We start from the raw sequence: 20,567 nt of genomic DNA, 5'->3' as shown, positions 1-20,567 counted from the left end.
TCACGCGTCGGGTTACCAAAAACCAATTCCAGCGCTGAACGACTCTCCCGCGGGAGAGTGAATTGCCAAAGCGCTGGCTTCAAAACGCGTCAGCGAGTTCCGATAAAATTCCTCTGGAGTCCGATGCGACAGATTTGGGACACTCTCGCCGTCACTCGCGTTTTTTCCTTGGGCTCCGTCTCGCATGCCATCCGAACTTCCGCCACGCCCCCCCCGCCAGCCATTGACAGTGGCCACGCATTTCATTTCCTACTTGGTGGTGCGGCTGGTGATCGGTTTGATCCAAACGATGCCCTTGGACATGGGGGATTCGCTGTGCCGAATTCTGGCCCAGTTCGCCAACGGCCGATTAAAAATCCGTCGCCGGACATCCGCCGAAAATTTGTCGCGGATCTTTCCTGATGCGACCGACGACCAGCACCGTGCGATCGAATCGGGGATGTGGCATCACCTGTTGCTGATGGTCTGTGAAATCGCTTGGGCCCAGCGACGTCTGCACCTGACGAATTGGACCCAATACGTCAGCTTTCGAAATAACCGCGATATCCTCCGCCATTGCTTGGCCAAACGCCCGGTGGTGATGGTGTCCGGGCATTTCGGCAACTTTGAAATTGGCGGCTACACCGCCGGTCTGATGGGTTGTGAATCGGTCACCATCGCGCGGCGATTGGACAACCCGTTTCTGCACGACTGGGTCGAACGTTTCCGCAGCGCCAAAGGACAGCGGATGCTGGACAAAGAAGGCTGTGCGATGGAGGTCGACCAACACCTGGCGGCGGGGGGAACACTGGCGATCCTAGCGGACCAGCACGCCGGCCCCAAAGGCTGTTGGACGAACTTTTTGGGACTGCCGGCGTCGTGTCACAAGGCCTTGGCGCTGTTTTCGCTCGGCAGCAACGCACCCATGTTGGCCGGATACACCCGCCGCATCGACGGCAAACCGATGCAATTCGAATCGGCCTGCATCGCAGTCGCCGATCCTTTGGACGATCCCGCTGGTGACTGTGAATCGGTGACCTCGTTGACGAAGTGGTACAACCGCCAATTGGCCCGAGGGGTCGATCGATCGGTCGAGCAATATTGGTGGCTGCACCGCCGCTGGCGTGATCCGCCGCCACGCGTCGCCAAACGCCTGGCAAAACAAACCGCCAAAGCAGCCTGACGAGCTTGCTGGGTCGTGGATCTGGCTAAAGATCCTCAGGGGAGCAGGATCTTTCACAAGCTCCACTATGGCCAACCCGATTTGTCCGCTCGCCGGAAATTGACGCGTTGCATAGACTCTCTCTGATGACGGTCGCCACTCGGGGACCCGCCGATCTGCTCCACCCTGTTCCTCGTTTCTGCATTTGCCGCGGTGCCAAAACCACGTTCCGCTAACTCGATCCGAATTCGTGGCGCACGTGTTCACAACTTGCAATCAGTCGATGTCGACATTCCTCGCGATGCATTGACCGTGATCACCGGTGTCTCCGGCAGCGGCAAAAGTTCGTTGGCATTCGACACGCTATTCGCCGAAGGCCAGCGGCAGTACATCGACAGTCTGTCGGCCTATGCCCGTCAGTTCCTGGATTCGATGCCGCGCCCCGATGTGGATTTGATCGAGGGGCTGGCGCCGACCATGGCCATCGACCAAAAACCAGGTTCAACCAGTGCCCGCAGCACGGTTGCCACGATCACCGAGATCTATGACTACTTGCGACTGTTGTTCGCTCGCGTCGGGCTGCCACACTGTGGCGTCTGTGGGTCTGCCATCGCGCGTCAGTCGGTTGACGCCATTCAATCCGCCCTACTGCGTCAACCCGACGATACCAAGTTGGTGTTGATGGCACCGATGGTCCGCGGCCGTAAAGGTGCCCATCGTGAAGTCATGGAATCGATCCAAGCGTCCGGCTTGGTTCGTGTTCGTGTCGATGGCGAGATGCATTTGCTGGAAGATGTCCCGGAATTGGCGATCCGCAAAAATCACACGATCGAAGCCGTGGTGGATCGGCTGGTCCTGCGCGATGGCATCGAATCACGACTGGCCGATTCGCTGTCGCTAGCGCTGCGATTGACCGGCGGGTTGGTCACCACGTCGGTGCTGGACGCAGATGGGAATTGGAATGATGCGATCTACAGCACCGCGATGGCGTGTATCGAGTGCGGTGCGAGCATCGAAGAAATCGAGCCCCGCACGTTTTCGTTCAACAGCCCCTACGGCGCTTGCCCGCAATGTGATGGACTCGGTCGCATTGATTCCGGTGACGGCCAAGTGATTTGCCCGACCTGTCATGGCGGTCGGCTGCGCAGTGAAGCGATGGGAGTGACGATCGATGGCGTTTCGATCAACCAATTGACGGCGATGTCACTAGGCGATGCGGATCAGTGGATCAGCAAACTCGGTCCTGGTCTTTCCAAATTGCATCAGGCCGTCGCCCAGCCGATTCAGACCGAAGTCGCAAAACGGTTGCAGTTTCTACAGCGTGTCGGCGTGCCCTATTTGACTCTCGACCGCAGCGCGGAAACCCTGTCCGGTGGCGAACTGCAACGCGTTCGTTTAGCCACCAGTATCGGCAGCGGATTGGTCGGCGTTTGTTATGTACTGGACGAACCGTCGATCGGATTGCATCCGGCGGATCATGGTCGGTTGATCGAATGCTTGCGGCAATTGCAACGACAGGGCAACACGGTTGTCGTGGTCGAACATGACGAAGCCACGATGCGGGCGGCCGATCGGTTGATCGATGTCGGGCCGGGGGCTGGGGCCGGTGGCGGACGAATCATGGCCAGTGGGACTCCCAAGCAAATCCAGGCCAACAAGAATAGTTTGACGGGCCGCTACTTGGCCGGCGTTGATGCCGTGCCGATCCCCGTCTCGCGTCGACCGGCCGAACGATTCCTGACGCTTTCAAACGTCACCACACACAACTTGAAAAATATCACGGTCAAGTTTCCGTTGGGCTGTTTCATCGGCATCAGCGGTGTTTCCGGCAGCGGCAAAAGCTCGTTGGCCGTCGACACACTGTTGCCCGCGCTGACCTATCAATTGGAACACGGCAAGAAACGCCCCACTTCGGATGACCATGTCGCACAGTTCGGAAAACTGACCGGCAGCAAACAGTTGGACAAACTGGTTTCCATTGACCAAGCCCCGATCGGTCGCAGCCCGCGTTCCTGTCCGGCAACCTACAGCGGCGTGCTGGATGAAATCCGCAAAGTGTTTGCGGCAACGCGTGAATCCAAGACCCGCGGGTTCACGGCCAGCCGGTTCAGTTTCAATTCCACCGCCGGTCGCTGTGAGCTGTGCAAAGGCCAGGGCGTCCAGCGGATCCCGATGAACTTTTTGAGCGACTTGTTCATCACCTGCGCCCGCTGTGGCGGCAAACGTTTTAACCGACAAACGTTGCAAGTGCGTTTCAAAGGCGCCAATGTGGCTGACATTTTGGCGATGACGATCGACGAAGCCACCGAGTTTTTCGAACACGTCCCATCGGCGCACCGCTTGTTGTCTTCACTGCAAATGGTCGGACTGGGATACATGCATCTGGGGCAAAGCAGCACGACGCTCAGCGGCGGGGAAGCCCAACGCATCAAACTGGGGACCGAACTGGCCCGTAAGAGTACCGGCAAGACACTGTATTTACTGGACGAACCGACGACAGGATTGCACTTTAGCGACGTCAAACGATTGATCGCGGTGCTGCAGCAACTGGTCGATGCTGGCAACACAGTGGTCGTGATCGAACACGATTTTGATCTGCTGGCCTGCTGTGATTGGATCATCGACCTGGGGCCGACTGGCGGCGCCGAAGGCGGGTATTTGCTGGGCCAAGCGACGCCGGAAGAAATCAGTCGACTGGCCAGCAACGCCACCGCAGACTTCCTGAGTGAGAAACTGGCGGCCGCAAAGGTTTGCGTCTGATACTGTTGTCCACTAGACTTTCAGCGGGCTCAGACCACGTAGATTGCATCGGCTTTTCCTCTCTTCACGCATCCCTCCCCCCTTGAGTGCAAGGCGATGAAACAACTTCTTTGGACTCATTGTGTCGTCGGGATCGTCGTGATGGGATTGGCCGGTTGCGGCGGTCACGAAGGCGGGATGATTGACCTGAGCGAAAACCCGTACCAGGTGACTGAATCGGAACAGCAAGCGATGAATCGTGCCAACCGAGCACCGGATGAACCCACCGAAGACGGTGACGGCACCGAGGATTCGGCGACAGAAAACGCCAACGATCCGGCTGCGGGTGATGGCCAAGACGGTGACCAATAGCAGTTGCCGATCTCTTCTCCTTCTCTCTCTTCTTCCTCCCTCTGGGACACGATCTGTGATCAAACGACCTCGCACCGGATTCACGTTAGTCGAGTTGTTGGTCGTGATCGCGATCATCGGCATCCTGGTCGGATTGCTGTTGCCGGCCGTTCAAGCGGCGCGCGAAGCGGCGCGACGGATGAGTTGCAGTAACAACTTTAAACAAGTCGGATTGGCCGTACACAACTATCACTCGGCGTTCAAACGGTTGCCGATGCAAGGTGGCGGTTCCGGCATGGACTACTTGGCGGGAAATACGTTGGCGGCGTACTCGCCACGGACCAATAACAAATCGTTGAGCTTTCTGGTCGGGCTGACTCCCTATATCGAACAGCAGGCATTATGGGATCAGATCTCCAACCGAATCGGCAAAAATGCCGATGGAACGATCCGGCCGACACCGTGGAATGAGATGGGGCCCAAACCACAAGGCGGGCACTTTCAATATGGCCCCTGGGTGACCGAGATCCCAACGCTGCGTTGCCCCAGCGACCCGGGGACGGGGTTACCGGCAATGGGGCGCACCAATTACGCGGCCTCAATCGGCGACAGCGCCGTGGCCAGCCAAATCGGGATGACCAACGAATATCACGGGGACTACAAACCCACCACCGCCGATCAAGCCGTCGCGGTCAACCGCTGGCAACGTGGCATGTTCGTGTCTCGCAAATCAATGCGTTTCCGCGACGTGCTAGATGGACTGTCCAACACGATCTGTTGCGGCGAATTGATGACCGACCTGGGTGACAACGATTTGCGTTCTCGCGCCGCGTTCGATTTGAATCAGGTCGACGGGATCAACGTCGTCGACACCGGCAACGGCGGCACGATGGCCTGTGCGGATTCCAACGCGTTCATCGATCCCGAGCGGCCGTCGTTTTGGTTGAAAACCGTTTTTCCCGCTCATGATCCACGCAGCGCCGATGGGTCGGCCTATCCCAGCGGCGTGCAGTTTGGCACCCGACGCGGATTCAGTTGGGCCAGTTTCGCCCACATGCACAGCGGGGTCACGACCAATCGTGCGCCCAACACCGAATTGTGCATGCACGGTCCGAATGAACTGTCCGCCGGCAACTGGTCGATCAGCAGTCGGCACCAGGGCGGCGCGCATCTGTTGATGGGCGACGGCGCCGTCATTTTTGTGTCGGATTCGATGGATGCCGGTGACGGCCGCGTGGGTCAAGGCGACGGCATCGATCCGGGGGCACCCAGTCCCTATGGATTGATCGGAGCCCTGGGGACACGGGCCAACCGCGAAGTGATCACGGAACAGCTAAATCAATAATCCGCCGCGATCGTCACTGCCACGGCAGCGGTGGCGGGGTATCACAGACCACAATCAACCGCTGTGCTGCGACGGGAATCTCCAGCGCCTTGTGCTGGCGCAGATCAACAAACACCCAGCGGGTTTCGACGCGGGCCAGCACCGATTGGTCCGCCGGACGGCAGATCAAGTACTTTCGCCGCGAGGAAAAACGTTGCAAATCGTGCACCCAGGTACGAACCACGATCTCGTCGCCCGCTACCGCGGCGCTGCGGTACTGGATGGAATGTTCACGCACGACCCAGCCCAATCCTCGCTCGAGCGCGGCTTTGGTGTCCCAACCCGAAGCGTCGGTATGGCGGCCGGCAGCCCAGAGAGTCCACTGTAAATAGCGTAAATTATGCACGTGCTGCTGGGCGTCGATTTCCTGGTCAGCGACGGTGTGATGGAAATCGAAATAGCGATCGGGGTCGCCCGCAGAGGGGGCATCGGTGATTTGACTCAAGCTTTCTCCGCTCGTTCTTTTGGGGGCCGGGCTGATTCTTGTCCCGTTGGCTGATCCGACAGTCTTGGCCAGAGCGTATAATCAAGTCCAGTCACTCGGCAACCGACTCACCTCAACTCCTACCCGACTACTTCAGTCATACAGGTTCGGCAATGACGTCACTGACCAAGGTCATCCCACAACCGCTGCGAGAAGAATTGATTCCGCCGTGGATTTTCATTTTGATTTGCGCCGCCGCCACCATCGTGGCCGGCACACTTTCGGCAGCCCCCCCGACAGCGACCGATACGACCGCGACTGACACGACAGTTGACGCCACGGCGTCCCCGGCAGCAACGGACGACAGCGATTCATCGCCCAAGCAAGCCGTCGCGACCTTTGCCGGAGGCTGTTTCTGGTGCACCGAAGCCGTTTTCGAACGCATGGAAGGTGTCAACGATGTGGTCAGTGGATACATCGGCGGCACCGTTCCCAATCCGACCTACAAACAGGTCTGCTCGGCACAAACCGGTCACGCCGAAGCGGTCGAAATTTACTATGACCCATCGAAGGTCCAGTTCGACGAATTGCTGCACGTGTTCTTCAAAACACACGATCCGACGACACTCAATCGTCAAGGCCCCGATTCCGGTCCTCAGTATCGCAGCAGCGTCTTTTACCACGACGACGAACAAAAGAAGATCACCGAGCAGTACATCAAACAACTCGACGAGTCCGGTGACTTCGACCGCAAGATCGTCACTCAACTGGAAAAAGCCACGACCTTCTATCCGGCCGAAGAATACCACCAAGATTTCTACCGGCGCAACCCAAACTACGGATATTGCCAAGCCAACGTGGTGCCAAAGCTGCGCAAGTTCAATCGGAACTTCGGCGACAAACTCAAAAAGTAGGCCCGCCTGTCACTTTCGAAATCGCGTTGATGCCGAAGCAATTGGTTTGCGCTATCCCATCGCTTCACGGGCTGTTGATTTAGTAACCCGACGCGTGAGCGAGGGATTCCGTTAACACCCTAAATCCCTCGCTGACGCGTCGGGTTACGATAAGAGCGCAACTTCAAAGCCTGTCACCCGATAAATGGCCATGAACCAACGCCCCACAACCGTATGCGTCATCGCGATGCTGCTCGCCTGGGGCGGTGCCGACTGGGCCGGTGCGCAGATTGTCCAACTGCCGTCGTTTTCCTATTTCAACTATTCCGGCAGCGTGCTGGTTCCCGATCGTGGATCGACTTCACTGGGCGGAATCTCGCGCGCGTCACTCAACAGCCGTCGCGGCCTGTTGCAACGCCGAACCGCCAGCTCACTCGGGCATGGCGGTGCGACGGCTCACGTGACCATCATCGATCACGATGCGATGGATCGCCGCCTGCGAGGATTGCCGCCAGCCGAAGACGCAGTGGCTGTGCCTGCCAGACGCGTCGATAAAGAGGCCGACATTCCCGTCAGGCAACGGCCCATCGATGCCGATGCGGAAGGCAAAGTGCTGGTCCGCTACGCCCGCAAGCAGTTTCTGGCAGGCAAGAAAGCCGCCGCCTTTGATGCCTACTGTGTCGCCATCGATTCACTTTCGCCGCAGCTAGCCGAACTCGCCGACGCCGAATTCCGACGCGTCTTCCCCAACCAACAACGCCCCCACCAGCAGTAGGCCAGGTGCAANNTTGCACCTGGCCTACTGCTGGCAAATGTTGCGGCGGAGGGATGGGTGCTACACTATGCGTCTGCTGGCCCCCACTCCTCGATTCGACAATCAACATGACCCACCGACGTGATTTCCTGATGACGGCCGCCGCGGCGACAACCGCTGCGCTGGCCGTGACCAAAACCGCGCCCGCTGCGACGGCGGCAGAATCCGATCCCCAGACCTTGCCGGTCCGGTTTTCGTTAAACACCAGCACGATTCGGGGGCAGAATCTGACGATCCAAAAGCAGATCGAAGTGGCCGCCGCAGCCGGATATGACGGCATCGAGCCTTGGATGCGTGACATCGAAACCTATCTCAAGCAGGGAGGGACGACCGGACAGCTGCGCCAGCAAATTGAAGACGCCGGCTTGTTCGTGGCCAGTGCGATTGGATTTGCCAACTGGATTTCCGATGACGAAGCCGAGCGTGCCGCTGGACTGGAAGCGGCCCGGCACGACATGGAATTGGTCGCCCAAATCGGCGGCAAACTGATCGCCGCGCCGCCGATCGGCGCCCATCGTGGCGACAGTGTTTCGCCGCCGCTGGAGATCGTGGCCCAGCGTTATCGCACACTGTGTGAGCTCGGCCAGTCGGTCGGCGTCTACCCGCAATTGGAATTGTGGGGATTTTCGCCCACGCTCAGCCGACTGGGCGAACTGGCCTACGTCGCCACCGAAGCCAACCACGAGTATGCCTGTGTGCTACCGGACTTTTATCACATCTACAAAGGCGGCAACGAATTCACCGGCCTGGGGATGATCGAAGCTTCGAAAATGAAATGCTTCCATATCAACGACTACCCGGGCGACCCTCCCGCCACAGAGATCGCTGATAAACACCGCGTCTTTCCTGGTGACGGCGTCTGTCCGCTGCCGCAGGTGATTCGCGGTTTGCTGGACAATGGGTTTGCCGGCACGTTTTCGTTGGAGCTGTTCAATCCGGAGTACTGGAAACGGGACGCATTGGAAGTCGCCCAAGAGGGATTGGATAAATCCAAAGCCGTGGTTCGCCAAGCACTGGCGTTGCAGGTCGGCTAGAGCAGCAGCATCCAACAGTGGGCTAGCGGCACCGTGACAGAGACTCCCCCACCGCCGACACAGCCAGATCCGAACCGAGAAACGGTGCGTCTGCGGCTTGGATTTTCGTTGCGTGAGTTGCTGATGTTGATCATGGTCGTCGCTTTGGCGTCGGCGTTTGTGACCACACTGTGGCGGCTGCAACGGGCCCAGGCCGAGTTGGCGGTGTTGCGGCAAGAAACCGGATATTTGGAACCATCCGACGAAGGTGAAATCGCAGCGGTGCGGCTGCCCAGCGATCTGCCGATGACCTACCGGGTGCGTGTCCGAGTCCCAGACTGGCCGCCCTATCGAGTCGCCTACAGCACCGATTGGCGGCAATCGAAAACGTCGCCCAGTTGGTTTGCGGCGGTCCCCCTGTCGCCGGGCGAATCGATCGTTCAAGTGCAAGTTCTGCGGGATCCTCAAGACGAACGCTGGAAAATCACTACACTACGTCGCAGCCCCGAGGGCACGCGCCGGATGGCGACAGTCCTGCCCGCCGACCAGGTACCTATTTTTAGCTCCCCGCGTGAATGGTTGCGTTCGGGGGTGAGTAACCAGACGACCACGGTTGCTGCGGGAAAAACGTTGCGGCTATTGGATGAACGCGTGTTGGTTGGCGAAGGAGCGATGATGTTGTACGGTGACCGTCCGCCGAGCGACGACATGGTCGGCATCTTTGCCGACCTGCAACCCGATGTCGGCCCCCTTTGAAAAAGGTGTCAGGTACCTTTTTAACGATTGCGCCCGAAAAGGTACCTGACACCTTTTCTTGAATAACCAATGTCTGATCCATGCCACGTGATTTTCTGAAAGGTGCCCAAGACGAATATGATGTCGTGGTGATCGGCAGTGGTTTGGCGGGGATGACCAGCGCCAACATTCTCGGCCGCGCCGGACACCGCGTGCTGTTGCTCGAACAGCATTACAAATTGGGTGGGCTGGCGACGTGGTTTCTGCGCCCCGGCAGCCACACCTTTGACGTCTCGCTGCATGGATTTCCGCACGGGATGATCAAATCCTGTCGTCGCTATTGGAGCCGAGACATCTCCGATCGCATCGTGCAGCTCAAGAACATTCGTTTTGACAATCCACAGTTTTCGCTGACGACCACCTTTGACCGCGACGATTTCTCACGATTGCTGGTCGAGAAATTTGGCCAGGCCCCGGACACTGTCAAATCGTTCTTTGACACCGCGCGGGGAATGAATTTTTACGACGATCAAACCACCACCACCGGCCAACTGTTCGAGCGATTCTTTCCGGGACGCAACGATATCGTGCGACTGTTGATGGAACCGATCACCTATGCCAACGGTTCGACACTGGAGGACCCCGCGATCACCTATGGCATCGTGTTCAGTAATTTCATGAGCAAAGGGGTTTATATCTACGAAGGCGGCACCGACGACCTGATCAAGCGAATGACCAAGGAACTCGCAGCGAACAACGTCGACGTCCGTATCAATTGCCCGGTCGACCAGATCCAAGTGACCAAAGGCCGTGTCAGCGGAGTGCAGGTCAACGGCAGAACGATCCGCTGTCGCGCCGTGGTCAGCAACGCCAATTTGCGCACCACGATTTTGAAAATGATCGGTGAGGAAAAGTTGGACAAAGATTACGTCCAGCAGACCAATGCGGTGCGACTGAACAACAGCAGCACCCAAGTCTACATGGCGCTCAAGGAGGGCGAAGAGATCGACGAGAGCAGTGGCGATTTGTTTTTCACTAGCACCGCGAAAGATTTCAGCACCGAGCGGTTACTCAGCCGCGACATCACCAGCCGCACCTTCAGTTTCTACTATCCCCGCACGCGGCCTTGGAAAACCAAGGAACGCTTTGCGATCGTCAGCAGCACCAACGCCAACTGGTCGGACTGGAATGATCTAAGCGAGGCGGACTACAACGCCAGCAAAGCCGACTTGGTGGAAACCACGATTGATGCGTTGGAACGGTACATCCCCGGCGTGCGTGACAAAATCGACCACGCCGAAGCCGCCACGCCGCGGACGTTTCACCACTACACCCTGCACGAGCGTGGCGCCAGTTTTGGAACCAAGTTCGAGGGGCTGGGTGTCAGCCGCGATCTACCGAACCAGATCGGCGGGATGTACCACGCCGGCAGTGTCGGCATCATCATGAGTGGCTGGTTGGGCGCGATCAATTACGGTGTGATCGTTAGCAACGAAGTCGATCAGATGCTGACCAGCGAAGCATCGCCGGTCTAACGCACTTTGCATTTGAACTCGATCAGTGCCGATTCACCAACGGCCAGTGGTTCGGCCAGTTGCCATTTCATCCGCACCGAACCGGCGGCGTTGCCGGAGGTTTCGAATTCGGCTTCGCGGTCACAGGTTTGTGAACCCTCGACATATTCCAGTCGAGCGACCAGGCTGTCGACGATCTCCACTTTGTTGACCGCCGAGTCACCGATGTTGCGGACACGAATGGCAAACGTCACCTCTTCGCCCTGCTGTGCGTCGCTGCGATCAGCGACCTTCATGATTTGCAATCGACCGGCATCGGGGAAATCATATTCGACAAAGGCTTCGGCACGAGCATCACGCGTTAGCACCGGTGGCTGTAGGCTTTCGATCATGACTTCGACGGCGTCGCGAATCATCCAGGATTGTGCCGCCACGGCACCCTGCTGCAAGATCGCCAGCTGAGACTCGTCCAATCGATTCAAGGCAATAAAGTCCAGCGTCGCTAGGATTTGCAAGGCGTCCTCGGCGACTTCCAGTTGCACGATGCCGTCGACTGGAACGCCACGGTTGCGGTCTCGCATTGCATCGACGCGGCGAGCAACGTCGGCATGTCCCAGTTCGTTGACGTCTTGAACGACCAGGCTGGGCTGGGTCAAACCGATCCGATTGGGGCCCAGCGGTTGAAAGGTGCCACGCAGACCGATTGCTTTTTCGCCCGCGACCGCGCCACTGATTTGGCGCACGGCACCAAACCGTGGTGAATACACACAGGCCCGATTACTGGCTTGCAATTCGATATCCCCGGCCTCGGTCGTGTAGTGAACGATGGCGTCCTGAGGTTGTAATCCGGCCACGCGGTCGTCACGCAACACGCGCGCCTCCGGCGGCATGTCACCCCCGTTGCACAGGAATTCTTGTGGATCAACCGGCTGACGCATTGGCATCATGAAATTGGGGGCGCATCCTCCCGCTGGTCCACAGTCGTTGCAAGGTGCTCCCTGGTTACAAGCCAGACAGCCGCCGCCGTTTTCGGCCTGACGTGCATGCAGTCGCTCGACAAAGCCGACGGGCATCACCGCTTGGTCGGTCAAGGATGCGGAAACCGAATCATTCGTTCCGTTTGCAGTGACCGGATTGGCGGCAGGTGGATTGGCAACTGGGGGCACCGAAGCGGCCCCGGGTGCACGCAGCATGGGACTGGTCCCTGCGGACTGGCAACCGACGACCATCAGTGCTGCCGAAGCGAGCAACGCGGGAAGCGTGCTGGAAAATGCAGTGCGTTTGAACATGGTCGGCCGGAGCGTGCAGTGGATGCGGAATCGGTTCAGGGCGTGACAGCGGGTCTAACGTGGGACGACGCTAGGGAGCTTCGGGTTGAAAAATCGGTGCCCACGGTGGATAGCCGAAATAGAACTGTGGTTCTAAGGCGGGGTTGTTCGGTGGCGATTTCGATCCGATGCGAACGATCGCGATTGGACGTCCGAGTGAATCGGCTGTCGCCATCGCGTCTTGATCGATCGGGATATCGATCGGTCGCGAATCGGTTCGCTTCAGGGCCAACGGTGTCGCGGATTGCGGGTCTTCCAAATAGATCACTCGCGTGACCAAATTGCCGTCCAACGCTTCCTGCAGATCCGTTTCGCTTAGGTTGATCGGAATCGGGTACTTGGTTTCCAATCCTGGCGGTGCAAACGTGCGTCCGATCAGTTCGACCGTCGGATAGACCTCCGCCCCGATGGCATTTGGAATCCCGGTGATGCGAAACCGATAGACGGCACCGACCATTAATCCGGCCATCAGATTTGTTTCTCCGGTTCCATGGCTGCCATTTTCTGGCAGCGAGAACGCGGTGCCGCTGGGTCCGGAGAATGCCACAGGTTGGAAATACGGCATTTGCATTCCCATCGCCAGTTGCCGCTGCCCGAGCACGCCGGGCGGTAGCGATGTGTTGTACAACGGATGAGCGTTTGAGACCGGCAGCGGTTGCCCCGGATCGGCGGCTTGCACCACGCATTGCCACAGGACGCAGAGGGACAGTAGCAGGAACAAGCAAAGCTTGGTGCCCGCATCGTGACGGGTCACATTGCCGGGATTCGCCGTGCTGACCGCGGTGATGGCTTTCGGATTCATTCGCATGATCGCTCAATCATTCCGTTGAATTGTATTTTATCGTGGCTAGGGTGCAGCCCAACGATGCAATCGCAGACGGCGTCGGTCATCCGCGAAACAGATGCCGACGCCGCGTGCTTTAAACAGTTACCTTTTCAGCCCAAGGTCACACTACGGCCGCCTTACGGCTCGCAGTTCGGATCGACCGATTGACTCTTGTGCTGGTACAGTCCGCGACCGGCGGGGACACCCGGATGGATGTTTTGCTCGGTGATGTGGACTCGGCTGACCGGGTTCGGATAGCTGTATCCCGGTTGATGCCGCACGGTCATCTTCATCTCTTCGACAGGCTGTGGCAGATGCATCGGTGTGCGGTTACGCATCACGTGCTTCTTCAAACCTGCGGGAGATCCCAATGGAATGTGCGGTGGTCCGGGCAATCCAATCGGCGTGCCACTCATCGGCATTCCGTATTGGGGTGCGTTGATACCGGAAATCATGCCCGGCATCTGTGGTGGCAACGTTTGGCAGCTGCCACCGTTGGGGCCACAGCCTTCGGTCGATGCCATCGCGAACGGAGCCGGCAGACCGGCGATCGGAGGAGCAACGCCCAGGCCCATGCCGCCCGAACCAGGCATTTCGATGTCTTTGTCACCCAAGCGGATGATCGCCAAGATCGAACCACGACGGTCGGCTTCGACGATCGGGTCGATGCCTGGATCCAAACGTGTGCTGACAAGGGTATCGATACCGGCCAAGGCGGGGCCTTGGAAATCCGGATCCGGTAGGTACAACACTTTGGTGACAAAGTTGCCGGTCACGACCTGGTCAAAGTCCTCGCTGTCGAACTGAATCGGAATCGAGTTGTGCGCCAGGTAGGCACCGGTGCGTGGATTGGCAAATGCCAATTCAATGGTCGGATACAATTCCACGCCTTCACGGCCCGGAATGTTCGTCAGTTTGACGCGGAACAATCCACCTTGGGGAAAGTTCTGGCGTGCGGGCACGATCAACGGCTCGCTATCAAACATGCCGCCACCGGATTGGTCATAGCGAACTTGCATGCCATCGGGACGCCCGAAAGTGACTTGCACCGCGGGTGGGATCGGCATGGCCATGGGCATCATCGGACCGCCCATCATGCCGCCGCCGGCCATTCCACCACCGGCCATCATGCCGCCGCCCATTGACGACCCGTCGTTGGGACCACAGGATCCGCCGGAGCAAGCTCCGCCGCAACCGCAGTCACCATTTTTGGCTCGCATGCGTTCTACAAAACCGACTTGTTGGATCTCACTGAATTCCAACTCGCGTCCCGCAGCGGCGACTTCCGATGGCACTTCGCTGGGGATCTTGGATGCGGCCATTGCGGCAACACCCGGTCCACCCGGCGATGGCATCGCACCGACGTAGGGCTGTGGTCCTAGAACTCCGGGGCCGGGGCCTCCGACGCCAGGACCAGGTTCCATCATATGCTGTGCCGGTGGCAGATTGTGGCGAGTCGGTACACATCCGGTCGCGACCATCGCACCAGCCGCAATCAGCGACAAGTGAGTGACGAATCGTTTCATCTTTTCCCCCATTCCTTGGGTAGTACCGCGCTCGAATGCGGTTTGCGGGACGATCCCCGCCTGGGCTGAAATTCAAAGCTGTCTTGCACGAGCGCGATCTGGGTGGACTTGCGAGGCGAATCGTATCTACGATCCACGTCACGACACCGGCCGACCGGCCGCGTAACATGACCATCGGCACGTTGTGGCCGGATTCTTTGGAAAAATCGCCATAACCCGACCATGAAGATCGATCGACAGAATCAGACCGACCTGAATCGACGCGTGAAACACAGTTTCACGCGCGGCCGGGTCACGTCATTTGTCCTGGCAGCCTGCGTTTTGCTGATTTTCCGAACCGCTGGCGGACAATCCCCAGCCACTGCCGAACGTCTGGGCGAAATACCCCAAAAATCTTCGTCCACGCCCCCGGCTGTCCAAAATCATGCCAGTTTGCTGATCGACCAAGTCATCGATCGTCTGGCAAACGGCCAAGCGTTCGATTGCAAGGTCCGTCAGCGTGTGCAGACCGCCGGGCGAGAAGTGATCGGCGTGGGAACCTATCTGCAAGTCGGCGGTGGGTCGGGCCAGTTTTCGTTCCAGATCAAAATGCTGGACGGAGATGGCAAACACACCTTGCATCAGATCAGTGACGGCCGGCTGGCGTGGACTCGCAGCGAGATCGCCGGCACCGTCGCCCTCAGTCGAGTCGATGTGGGATGGTTGGACGAAGGCGCACGAACGCTGGGCCGCGAAAGCCGCATCAAACCCAGCATGATGGTCGGCGGTCCAAGCGAAATGCTGGACGCCATCCGCCGTGACTTTGATTTAAAACTCGGCAAGAGCACCCTCGATGGACGCCCGCTGTTGGTTGTCATCGGAACACTGAAACAATCCAAGCGTGATGAAATCGACGCCTTGCGTGGCAAAGCGGCTTGGCCCGATCTGTATCCTACGCGGGTCAACATCGCGGTCGCGGAAACCGATGCGGCTGATATTGCCTTCGGCAAAGGGCTGCCGATTCGCATCGAACACTGGAGTGATCCGGTTGCGGTCGAAATCGACTCGGACGACAAGAAAGCACCAGAGGTCAAACGGCAAATGATTTCGCTGTTGGAGTTCTATTCCATCCGTCCCGTCGCTCCGCCGCCGATTCAACGCTTCCGATTCGAAAATCAAGACACCGAAGTCGACTTTGTTAACGAAACCAGCCGCTACGAAGACCGCTTTGACATTCGTGTCACCGCCAAAGAGCGGGCACGATTCCATCGCTAGCGGCGAAGTTGCAATCGCCGTAGCACACCCAAAGCGGGTCCACAGTCACCGTTGGAGTTCACGCTTTGGCGTGTCAGGTCAGAACGGCTGCAGCCAATGCCGAACAACCTAAAGGTTGAACTCCAACGGGTTGGAACCGGTCGTGTGGAGGTTGCTTCGGCGCCTAATGCTGTGAGAGCCAATCGGCGACGCGCCGTAAACTGGCGTCATCATAAAACGCCGCGCCACCATGTGCCGCTCCGTGTACCACATGAAAGCCGACCGGCAGCTCGTTGCGCTCGTAGACGCCCTGTAATTCATGGGATTGATTGATCGGCATCTGTGGATCTTGGTCACCGTGTATTAGCAACAGCGGTGGATCGGATGGGTCGACATGCGCGACTGGACTGGCCAAATGCGCCAGTTCAGGTTTCTCGGATGGCAGATCACCCAACAACAGTTTCAACGCTGGCTGGCGAACACTCAATCCGTCTGGTGTCGATTGATCCAAAATCGTTTCCAGATTGCTCGCCCCATAAAACGAAATAATCGCAGCCACTCTTGTCGACGTGTTTGGATGCCCCAATTCAGCTGACTGCAATTCGTCCACCTGGTCGCTGACGCCGACCAACGCTGCCAAGTGCCCGCCGGCTGAGGCACCGGCGATCACCATCCGATCCGGATCGATTCCAAACCGTTCGGCATGGGAACGCAAGAATCGCAGACCCGCTTTGATGTCGTGGACCTGCGCTGGAAATCGAGCCGTGCCGCTCAGCCGATAGTTCAAACTGGCGATCGCAAAACCATCTTCTGTCAACGGTTTGATCGGGACGTTGCGTTTGTCACCACTTCGCCATGCCCCGCCGTGGATCCAAACAATCAGCGGCGATACGCCCGGTGTTTGACTCGGATAAAAATCCAACCCTAGCGACTGGCCGTCGATGTTCGCATATTCGATGTCACGTTGTGGTGGCGGATTTGATTCGGCCGCTGACAATGCCGTTTCTTCCCACCCCCACGCGGCGACCAATGCCCACAGCAGCGTCAATGTTGCGTATTCCACCGACAGCAGCGATTTCATTTGCGTTTGAATCATATCCGGCTGCACCTCTGTTCACACGCGTTCGGTTTAACGACCAACTGACAATCCGATCTGCCAGCTTGATGTAGACTAACATCCGAAAGGTTGACGTGACACACAATCTGAGAGCCGTGAGACACAGGTATTGGAAAAGATGACTCATCTCCCCAGCACGACTAAATTGGTCCCCAGCGTCGATGCGTTCCGCCAGCGATTGGTCGACAACCTGTGGCGGATCCAAGGCCAAGCGGTTCACACGGCTGACATGCACGATGCCTACATGACATTGTGTTACACCGTCCGGGACCATTTGATCCAGCGTTGGAGCGAAACGGTTGATGCCCAATACACGGCCAACTCCAAATTCGTTTGTTACCTGTCGGCGGAATACTTGTTGGGCAAGCAACTGCCACAAAACCTGATGTACACCGACACGCTGGAACTGGCACGCCAGGCGTTGGAACCGTTCGGACTGGAGCCGGAACAACTGATTAAATACGACGTCGAACCGGGACTGGGCAACGGCGGACTGGGGCGACTGGCCGCCTGTTTCCTGGACTCGCTGGCCACCCTGGACATGCCGGCCATCGGCTACGGGCTGCGTTACGAGTTCGGTATCTTTCGCCAGACCTTTGAAGACGGTTGGCAGGTCGAACAGCCCGATGATTGGCTGCTACATGGCAACCCTTGGGAATTTCCACAACCCAGCAACATGGTCGAAGTCGGGTTCGAGGGTGAAGTGCACTCCTCGGTCGATGACAAAGGACGAACCCGACGACACTGGGTGCCCAAACGCAACGTATTGGGCGAACCGTGCACCACGTTGGTGCCGGGGTTTGGCACGCAAACGGTCAACATTCTGCGACTGTGGCGAGCCAGGGCTTCGGAGGAATTTGATTTCCAATTGTTTGATGTCGGTGACTACACCCGCGCTGTCGAACAAAAGACTTATTCGGAAAACATCAGCAAAGTCCTATACCCCAATGACGATACGCCTCAGGGGCGTCAATTGCGGTTAGAGCAACAGTATTTCTTTGTCGCCTGCTCGCTACACGACATCTTGCGACTGTTTCAAGTCCGTAACGACGACTGGGATCAATTCCCCAACAAAGCGGCTATTCAACTCAACGACACGCATCCGGTCGTCGCGATTCCCGAACTGATGCGGTTATTGGTCGATGAACACCATGTGGCCTGGGGACGCGCCTGGGAAATCTGTTGCAAGACATTTGCCTACACCTGTCACACGTTGTTACCCGAAGCACTTGAAAAATGGCCGTTGGATTTGTTCGGCCGCTTGCTACCGCGACATTTGGAAATCGTGTTCGAAATCAACCGCCGTTTCTTGGCGGAAGTTCAAGCTCGGTTCCCCGGTGACAACGATCGTTTGCGACGGATGTCGATTATCGACGAAGGTCCGCCCCGGCAGTTGCGGATGGCTCATCTGGCCAGTGTTTGCAGTTTCGCCATTAACGGGGTCGCCGAACTGCACTCCAAACTGCTGCGTGAACAAACCCTGCGTGATTTTGCCGAAATGTGGCCGGATAAATTCCAGAACAAAACCAATGGGGTGACACCGCGGCGGTTCATGCGGTTATCCAATCCGCTGCTCTCGGACCTCATCACGTCGAAAATTGGTGATCGCTGGCTGACTCATCTCGAGGACCTGAAGGAATTGGAACCCTTGGCCGACTCCGCCGATTTTTGTGATCAATGGCGTGACATCAAACGGAGTAACAAGAGCCTGCTAGCGGACATGCTGAAGACCAGCACAGGCGTCGCTGCCGCACCCGATTCGATCTACGACGTGATGGCGAAACGGTTGCACGAATACAAACGGCAATTGTTAAAAGTGTTGCACATCATCACGCTGTATCGTCGCATCAAGGCGGACCCAAACCTGGACATCACACCGCGCACGTTTCTCTTTGGCGCAAAAGCCGCGCCTGGATATGCGATGGCAAAACTGATCATCAAATTGATCAACAACCTGGGCCAGGTCATTAACAATGACGCCGACGTGCAAGGGCGGATGCGGGTGATCTTTCCCGCCAACTTCAATGTCTCGCTGGCCGAACGGATCTATCCGGCTGCCGATATTTCCGAACAAATTTCGATGGCTGGAAAAGAAGCCTCCGGCACAGGGAACATGAAATTTGCCCTCAACGGTGCGCTGACGGTTGGCACACTCGATGGTGCCAACATTGAGATTCGCGAGCATGTTGGCGCCAAAAACTTTTTCTTGTTCGGTCTGACCACTCCCGAAGTCGCCAAACTGAAAGCCGACGGATACGCGCCGCGCGAGTACTATGAATCCGATCCCGAATTGCGCGCGGTCATCGACAGTATCGCCGCAGGAGAGTTTGCTGACGGTGACAAAGGACTGTTTCAACCCATCGTGGATTCACTGCTGGGCCACGACGAATACCTGGTGCTGGCCGACTATGCCGCGTACCTGCAGTGCAGCGAACGTGCCGCCGATGCCTATCGCGACCAAGACCATTGGACACGCATGTCGATCTTGAACGTCGCCCGATCAGGCTTCTTTTCCTCGGACCGAACGATCCGTCAATACTGTGACGAAATCTGGAACATCCGGCCCGTCAAGTAAGTCCGTCCAGTAGGCCAGGTGCAACCAGGCAATGCCTCACGGACGACAGGATTCGAGCCAGGTTTCACCAGGCCTACTCGTCGTCAACGACTTCGGGGCTGGCCGGATCTTCGGGGGCGCGTTTACGAAGTTTTCGCTGGAGAGACCGTCGGTGTATGCCGAGGCGTCGTGCTGCTTCGCTGATGTTTCCACCGCAATCGGACAGCACGCGGTGGATGTGCTCCCATTCATTCCTCGCCAGCGAGGGCGCTGGAAAACTGACTTCGCCCGTGGGCACCGACGGCTCATCGCCCCGGGCAAAGGCGGCCAGAATGTCGTCGGCGTCAGCCGGTTTGCTGAGAAAGTTGACGGCACCGGCACGGACGGCATCGATCGATGCCGGAATGCTGCCGAATCCGGACAGCATGATGATCCGCGTGTCCGATTTCATCTGCAGCAATTTTCGCAGCAGATCCAATCCCGATCGGCCGGGCATCCGCAAATCCAACACTGCCAGATCGGTCGGCGAGTGATGAAACACTTCCACCGCTTCGTCGTAAGAGCCTGCGGTTTGCACGCGGAATCCACGCTGACGTAGCGCCATCGCCAGTCGATCTCGCAAGATCAGCGTGTCATCGACCAGCAGGATACTTGCGGCCCCCACCGTCGTCGCATTGTGAACAGGTGCGTTTTCGTCAGTCATGATCATTGTCTGAGGTGGCCTACAATCGGGAAAATGCCTAGACGAAACCGACGATGAACCCGCCAGTTCGTTCGACCAATAGATTGTAGACTGCGGAAAGCCCTCTGCTATCCCACCCGCGACAACGTGACCGGCAAAAAAGCCAGTTTGCGATCCTAACCCGACGCGTGAGTTTTGAAGCCAGCGTTTTTATGGTAACCCGACGCGTCAGCGAGAGATTTAGGGAGTTAGCGGGATCCCTCGCTGACGCATTTTGAAGTTGCGCTAAACAG

Annotated in this window: 17 protein-coding genes; 11 read left to right on the top strand and 6 right to left on the bottom strand. The window is 57.8% G+C overall.

Annotated elements, in window-relative coordinates:
• The first annotated feature begins 184 nt into the window (after window positions 1–184).
• From NHH03_RS25170 to NHH03_RS25155, 4 genes are all read left to right on the top strand, one after another.
• The gene (locus NHH03_RS25170) at window positions 185–1,162 is read left to right on the top strand and encodes a lysophospholipid acyltransferase family protein (RefSeq protein ID WP_253160983.1); all 978 of its coding nucleotides are present in this window, start codon (window positions 185–187) and stop codon (window positions 1,160–1,162) included.
• Between the two features lie 192 nt (window positions 1,163–1,354).
• Window positions 1,355–3,901, top strand: coding sequence for an excinuclease ABC subunit UvrA (gene uvrA / locus NHH03_RS25165; RefSeq protein ID WP_253160981.1), 2,547 nt, complete (start codon window positions 1,355–1,357; stop codon window positions 3,899–3,901).
• A gap of 96 nt (window positions 3,902–3,997) precedes the next feature.
• Window positions 3,998–4,252 carry a hypothetical protein gene (locus NHH03_RS25160; RefSeq protein WP_253160979.1) on the top strand — a complete coding sequence of 85 codons (255 nt, stop codon included), beginning with the start codon at window positions 3,998–4,000 and terminating at the stop codon, window positions 4,250–4,252.
• A gap of 58 nt (window positions 4,253–4,310) precedes the next feature.
• Window positions 4,311–5,576 carry a DUF1559 domain-containing protein gene (locus tag NHH03_RS25155; RefSeq protein ID WP_253160984.1) on the top strand — a complete coding sequence of 422 codons (1,266 nt, stop codon included), beginning with the start codon at window positions 4,311–4,313 and terminating at the stop codon, window positions 5,574–5,576.
• Window positions 5,577–5,589: 13 nt separating this feature from the next.
• Here NHH03_RS25155 and NHH03_RS25150 read toward each other — a convergent pair whose 3' ends face one another.
• A complete protein-coding gene (locus NHH03_RS25150; protein ID WP_253160977.1) occupies window positions 5,590–6,060 on the bottom strand; it encodes an acyl-CoA thioesterase in 471 nt (156 codons plus the stop codon).
• A 152-nt stretch (window positions 6,061–6,212) separates the two neighbouring features.
• Here NHH03_RS25150 and msrA point away from each other — a divergent pair, with 152 nt between their 5' ends.
• From msrA to NHH03_RS25125, 5 genes are all read left to right on the top strand, one after another.
• A complete protein-coding gene (gene msrA / locus NHH03_RS25145; RefSeq protein WP_253160975.1) occupies window positions 6,213–6,953 on the top strand; it encodes a peptide-methionine (S)-S-oxide reductase MsrA in 741 nt (246 codons plus the stop codon).
• 190 nt (window positions 6,954–7,143) lie between these two features.
• Window positions 7,144–7,707, top strand: a complete 564-nt coding sequence (locus NHH03_RS25140) for a hypothetical protein (protein WP_253160973.1) — start codon at window positions 7,144–7,146, stop codon at window positions 7,705–7,707.
• A gap of 107 nt (window positions 7,708–7,814) precedes the next feature.
• Entirely contained in the window at window positions 7,815–8,780 is a 966-nt protein-coding gene (locus NHH03_RS25135; protein ID WP_253160971.1) for a sugar phosphate isomerase/epimerase family protein, read from the top strand.
• A 33-nt stretch (window positions 8,781–8,813) separates the two neighbouring features.
• Window positions 8,814–9,515 (top strand): hypothetical protein, encoded by a 702-nt coding sequence (locus NHH03_RS25130; protein ID WP_253160969.1) that lies wholly within the window; start codon window positions 8,814–8,816, stop codon window positions 9,513–9,515.
• An 80-nt stretch (window positions 9,516–9,595) separates the two neighbouring features.
• A complete protein-coding gene (locus tag NHH03_RS25125; protein WP_253160967.1) occupies window positions 9,596–11,029 on the top strand; it encodes a phytoene desaturase family protein in 1,434 nt (477 codons plus the stop codon).
• Here the strand turns inward: NHH03_RS25125 and NHH03_RS25120 are convergent.
• The 3 genes from NHH03_RS25120 to NHH03_RS25110 all read right to left on the bottom strand — a co-directional run bounded on the left by NHH03_RS25120 (window position 11,026) and on the right by NHH03_RS25110 (window position 14,688).
• Entirely contained in the window at window positions 11,026–12,297 is a 1,272-nt protein-coding gene (locus tag NHH03_RS25120) for a DUF11 domain-containing protein (protein ID WP_253160965.1), read from the bottom strand. The two genes, NHH03_RS25125 and NHH03_RS25120, sit on opposite strands and share 4 nt — an antisense overlap.
• Before the next feature lie 70 nt (window positions 12,298–12,367).
• Complete coding sequence (locus NHH03_RS25115) at window positions 12,368–13,138, bottom strand: hypothetical protein (RefSeq protein ID WP_253160964.1); 771 nt, start codon at window positions 13,136–13,138, stop codon at window positions 12,368–12,370.
• A 161-nt stretch (window positions 13,139–13,299) separates the two neighbouring features.
• Complete coding sequence (locus NHH03_RS25110) at window positions 13,300–14,688, bottom strand: hypothetical protein (protein WP_253160962.1); 1,389 nt, start codon at window positions 14,686–14,688, stop codon at window positions 13,300–13,302.
• 222 nt (window positions 14,689–14,910) lie between these two features.
• On the opposite strand from NHH03_RS25110, the gene NHH03_RS25105 reads away from it, so the two are divergent.
• Window positions 14,911–15,942: a hypothetical protein gene (locus NHH03_RS25105; protein ID WP_253160960.1), complete on the top strand. Its 1,032-nt coding sequence runs from the start codon at window positions 14,911–14,913 to the stop codon at window positions 15,940–15,942.
• Between the two features lie 163 nt (window positions 15,943–16,105).
• On the opposite strand, the gene NHH03_RS25100 is transcribed toward NHH03_RS25105, so the two are convergent.
• On the bottom strand, window positions 16,106–17,002 hold the full coding sequence (locus NHH03_RS25100) for an alpha/beta hydrolase (RefSeq protein WP_253160958.1): 897 nt from the start codon (window positions 17,000–17,002) through the stop codon (window positions 16,106–16,108).
• A 154-nt stretch (window positions 17,003–17,156) separates the two neighbouring features.
• Here NHH03_RS25100 and NHH03_RS25095 point away from each other — a divergent pair, with 154 nt between their 5' ends.
• Window positions 17,157–19,613, top strand: coding sequence for a glycogen/starch/alpha-glucan phosphorylase (locus tag NHH03_RS25095; RefSeq protein ID WP_253160957.1), 2,457 nt, complete (start codon window positions 17,157–17,159; stop codon window positions 19,611–19,613).
• A 73-nt stretch (window positions 19,614–19,686) separates the two neighbouring features.
• On the opposite strand, the gene NHH03_RS25090 is transcribed toward NHH03_RS25095, so the two are convergent.
• Window positions 19,687–20,295 (bottom strand): response regulator transcription factor, encoded by a 609-nt coding sequence (locus NHH03_RS25090; RefSeq protein WP_253160955.1) that lies wholly within the window; start codon window positions 20,293–20,295, stop codon window positions 19,687–19,689.
• Between the last annotated feature and the right edge of the window lie 272 nt (window positions 20,296–20,567).

This window comes from Stieleria tagensis (genome assembly GCF_024129865.1).
Taxonomy (GTDB): Bacteria; Planctomycetota; Planctomycetia; order Pirellulales; family Pirellulaceae; genus Stieleria; species Stieleria tagensis.
This window is presented reverse-complemented; position numbering and strand designations above follow the sequence as displayed.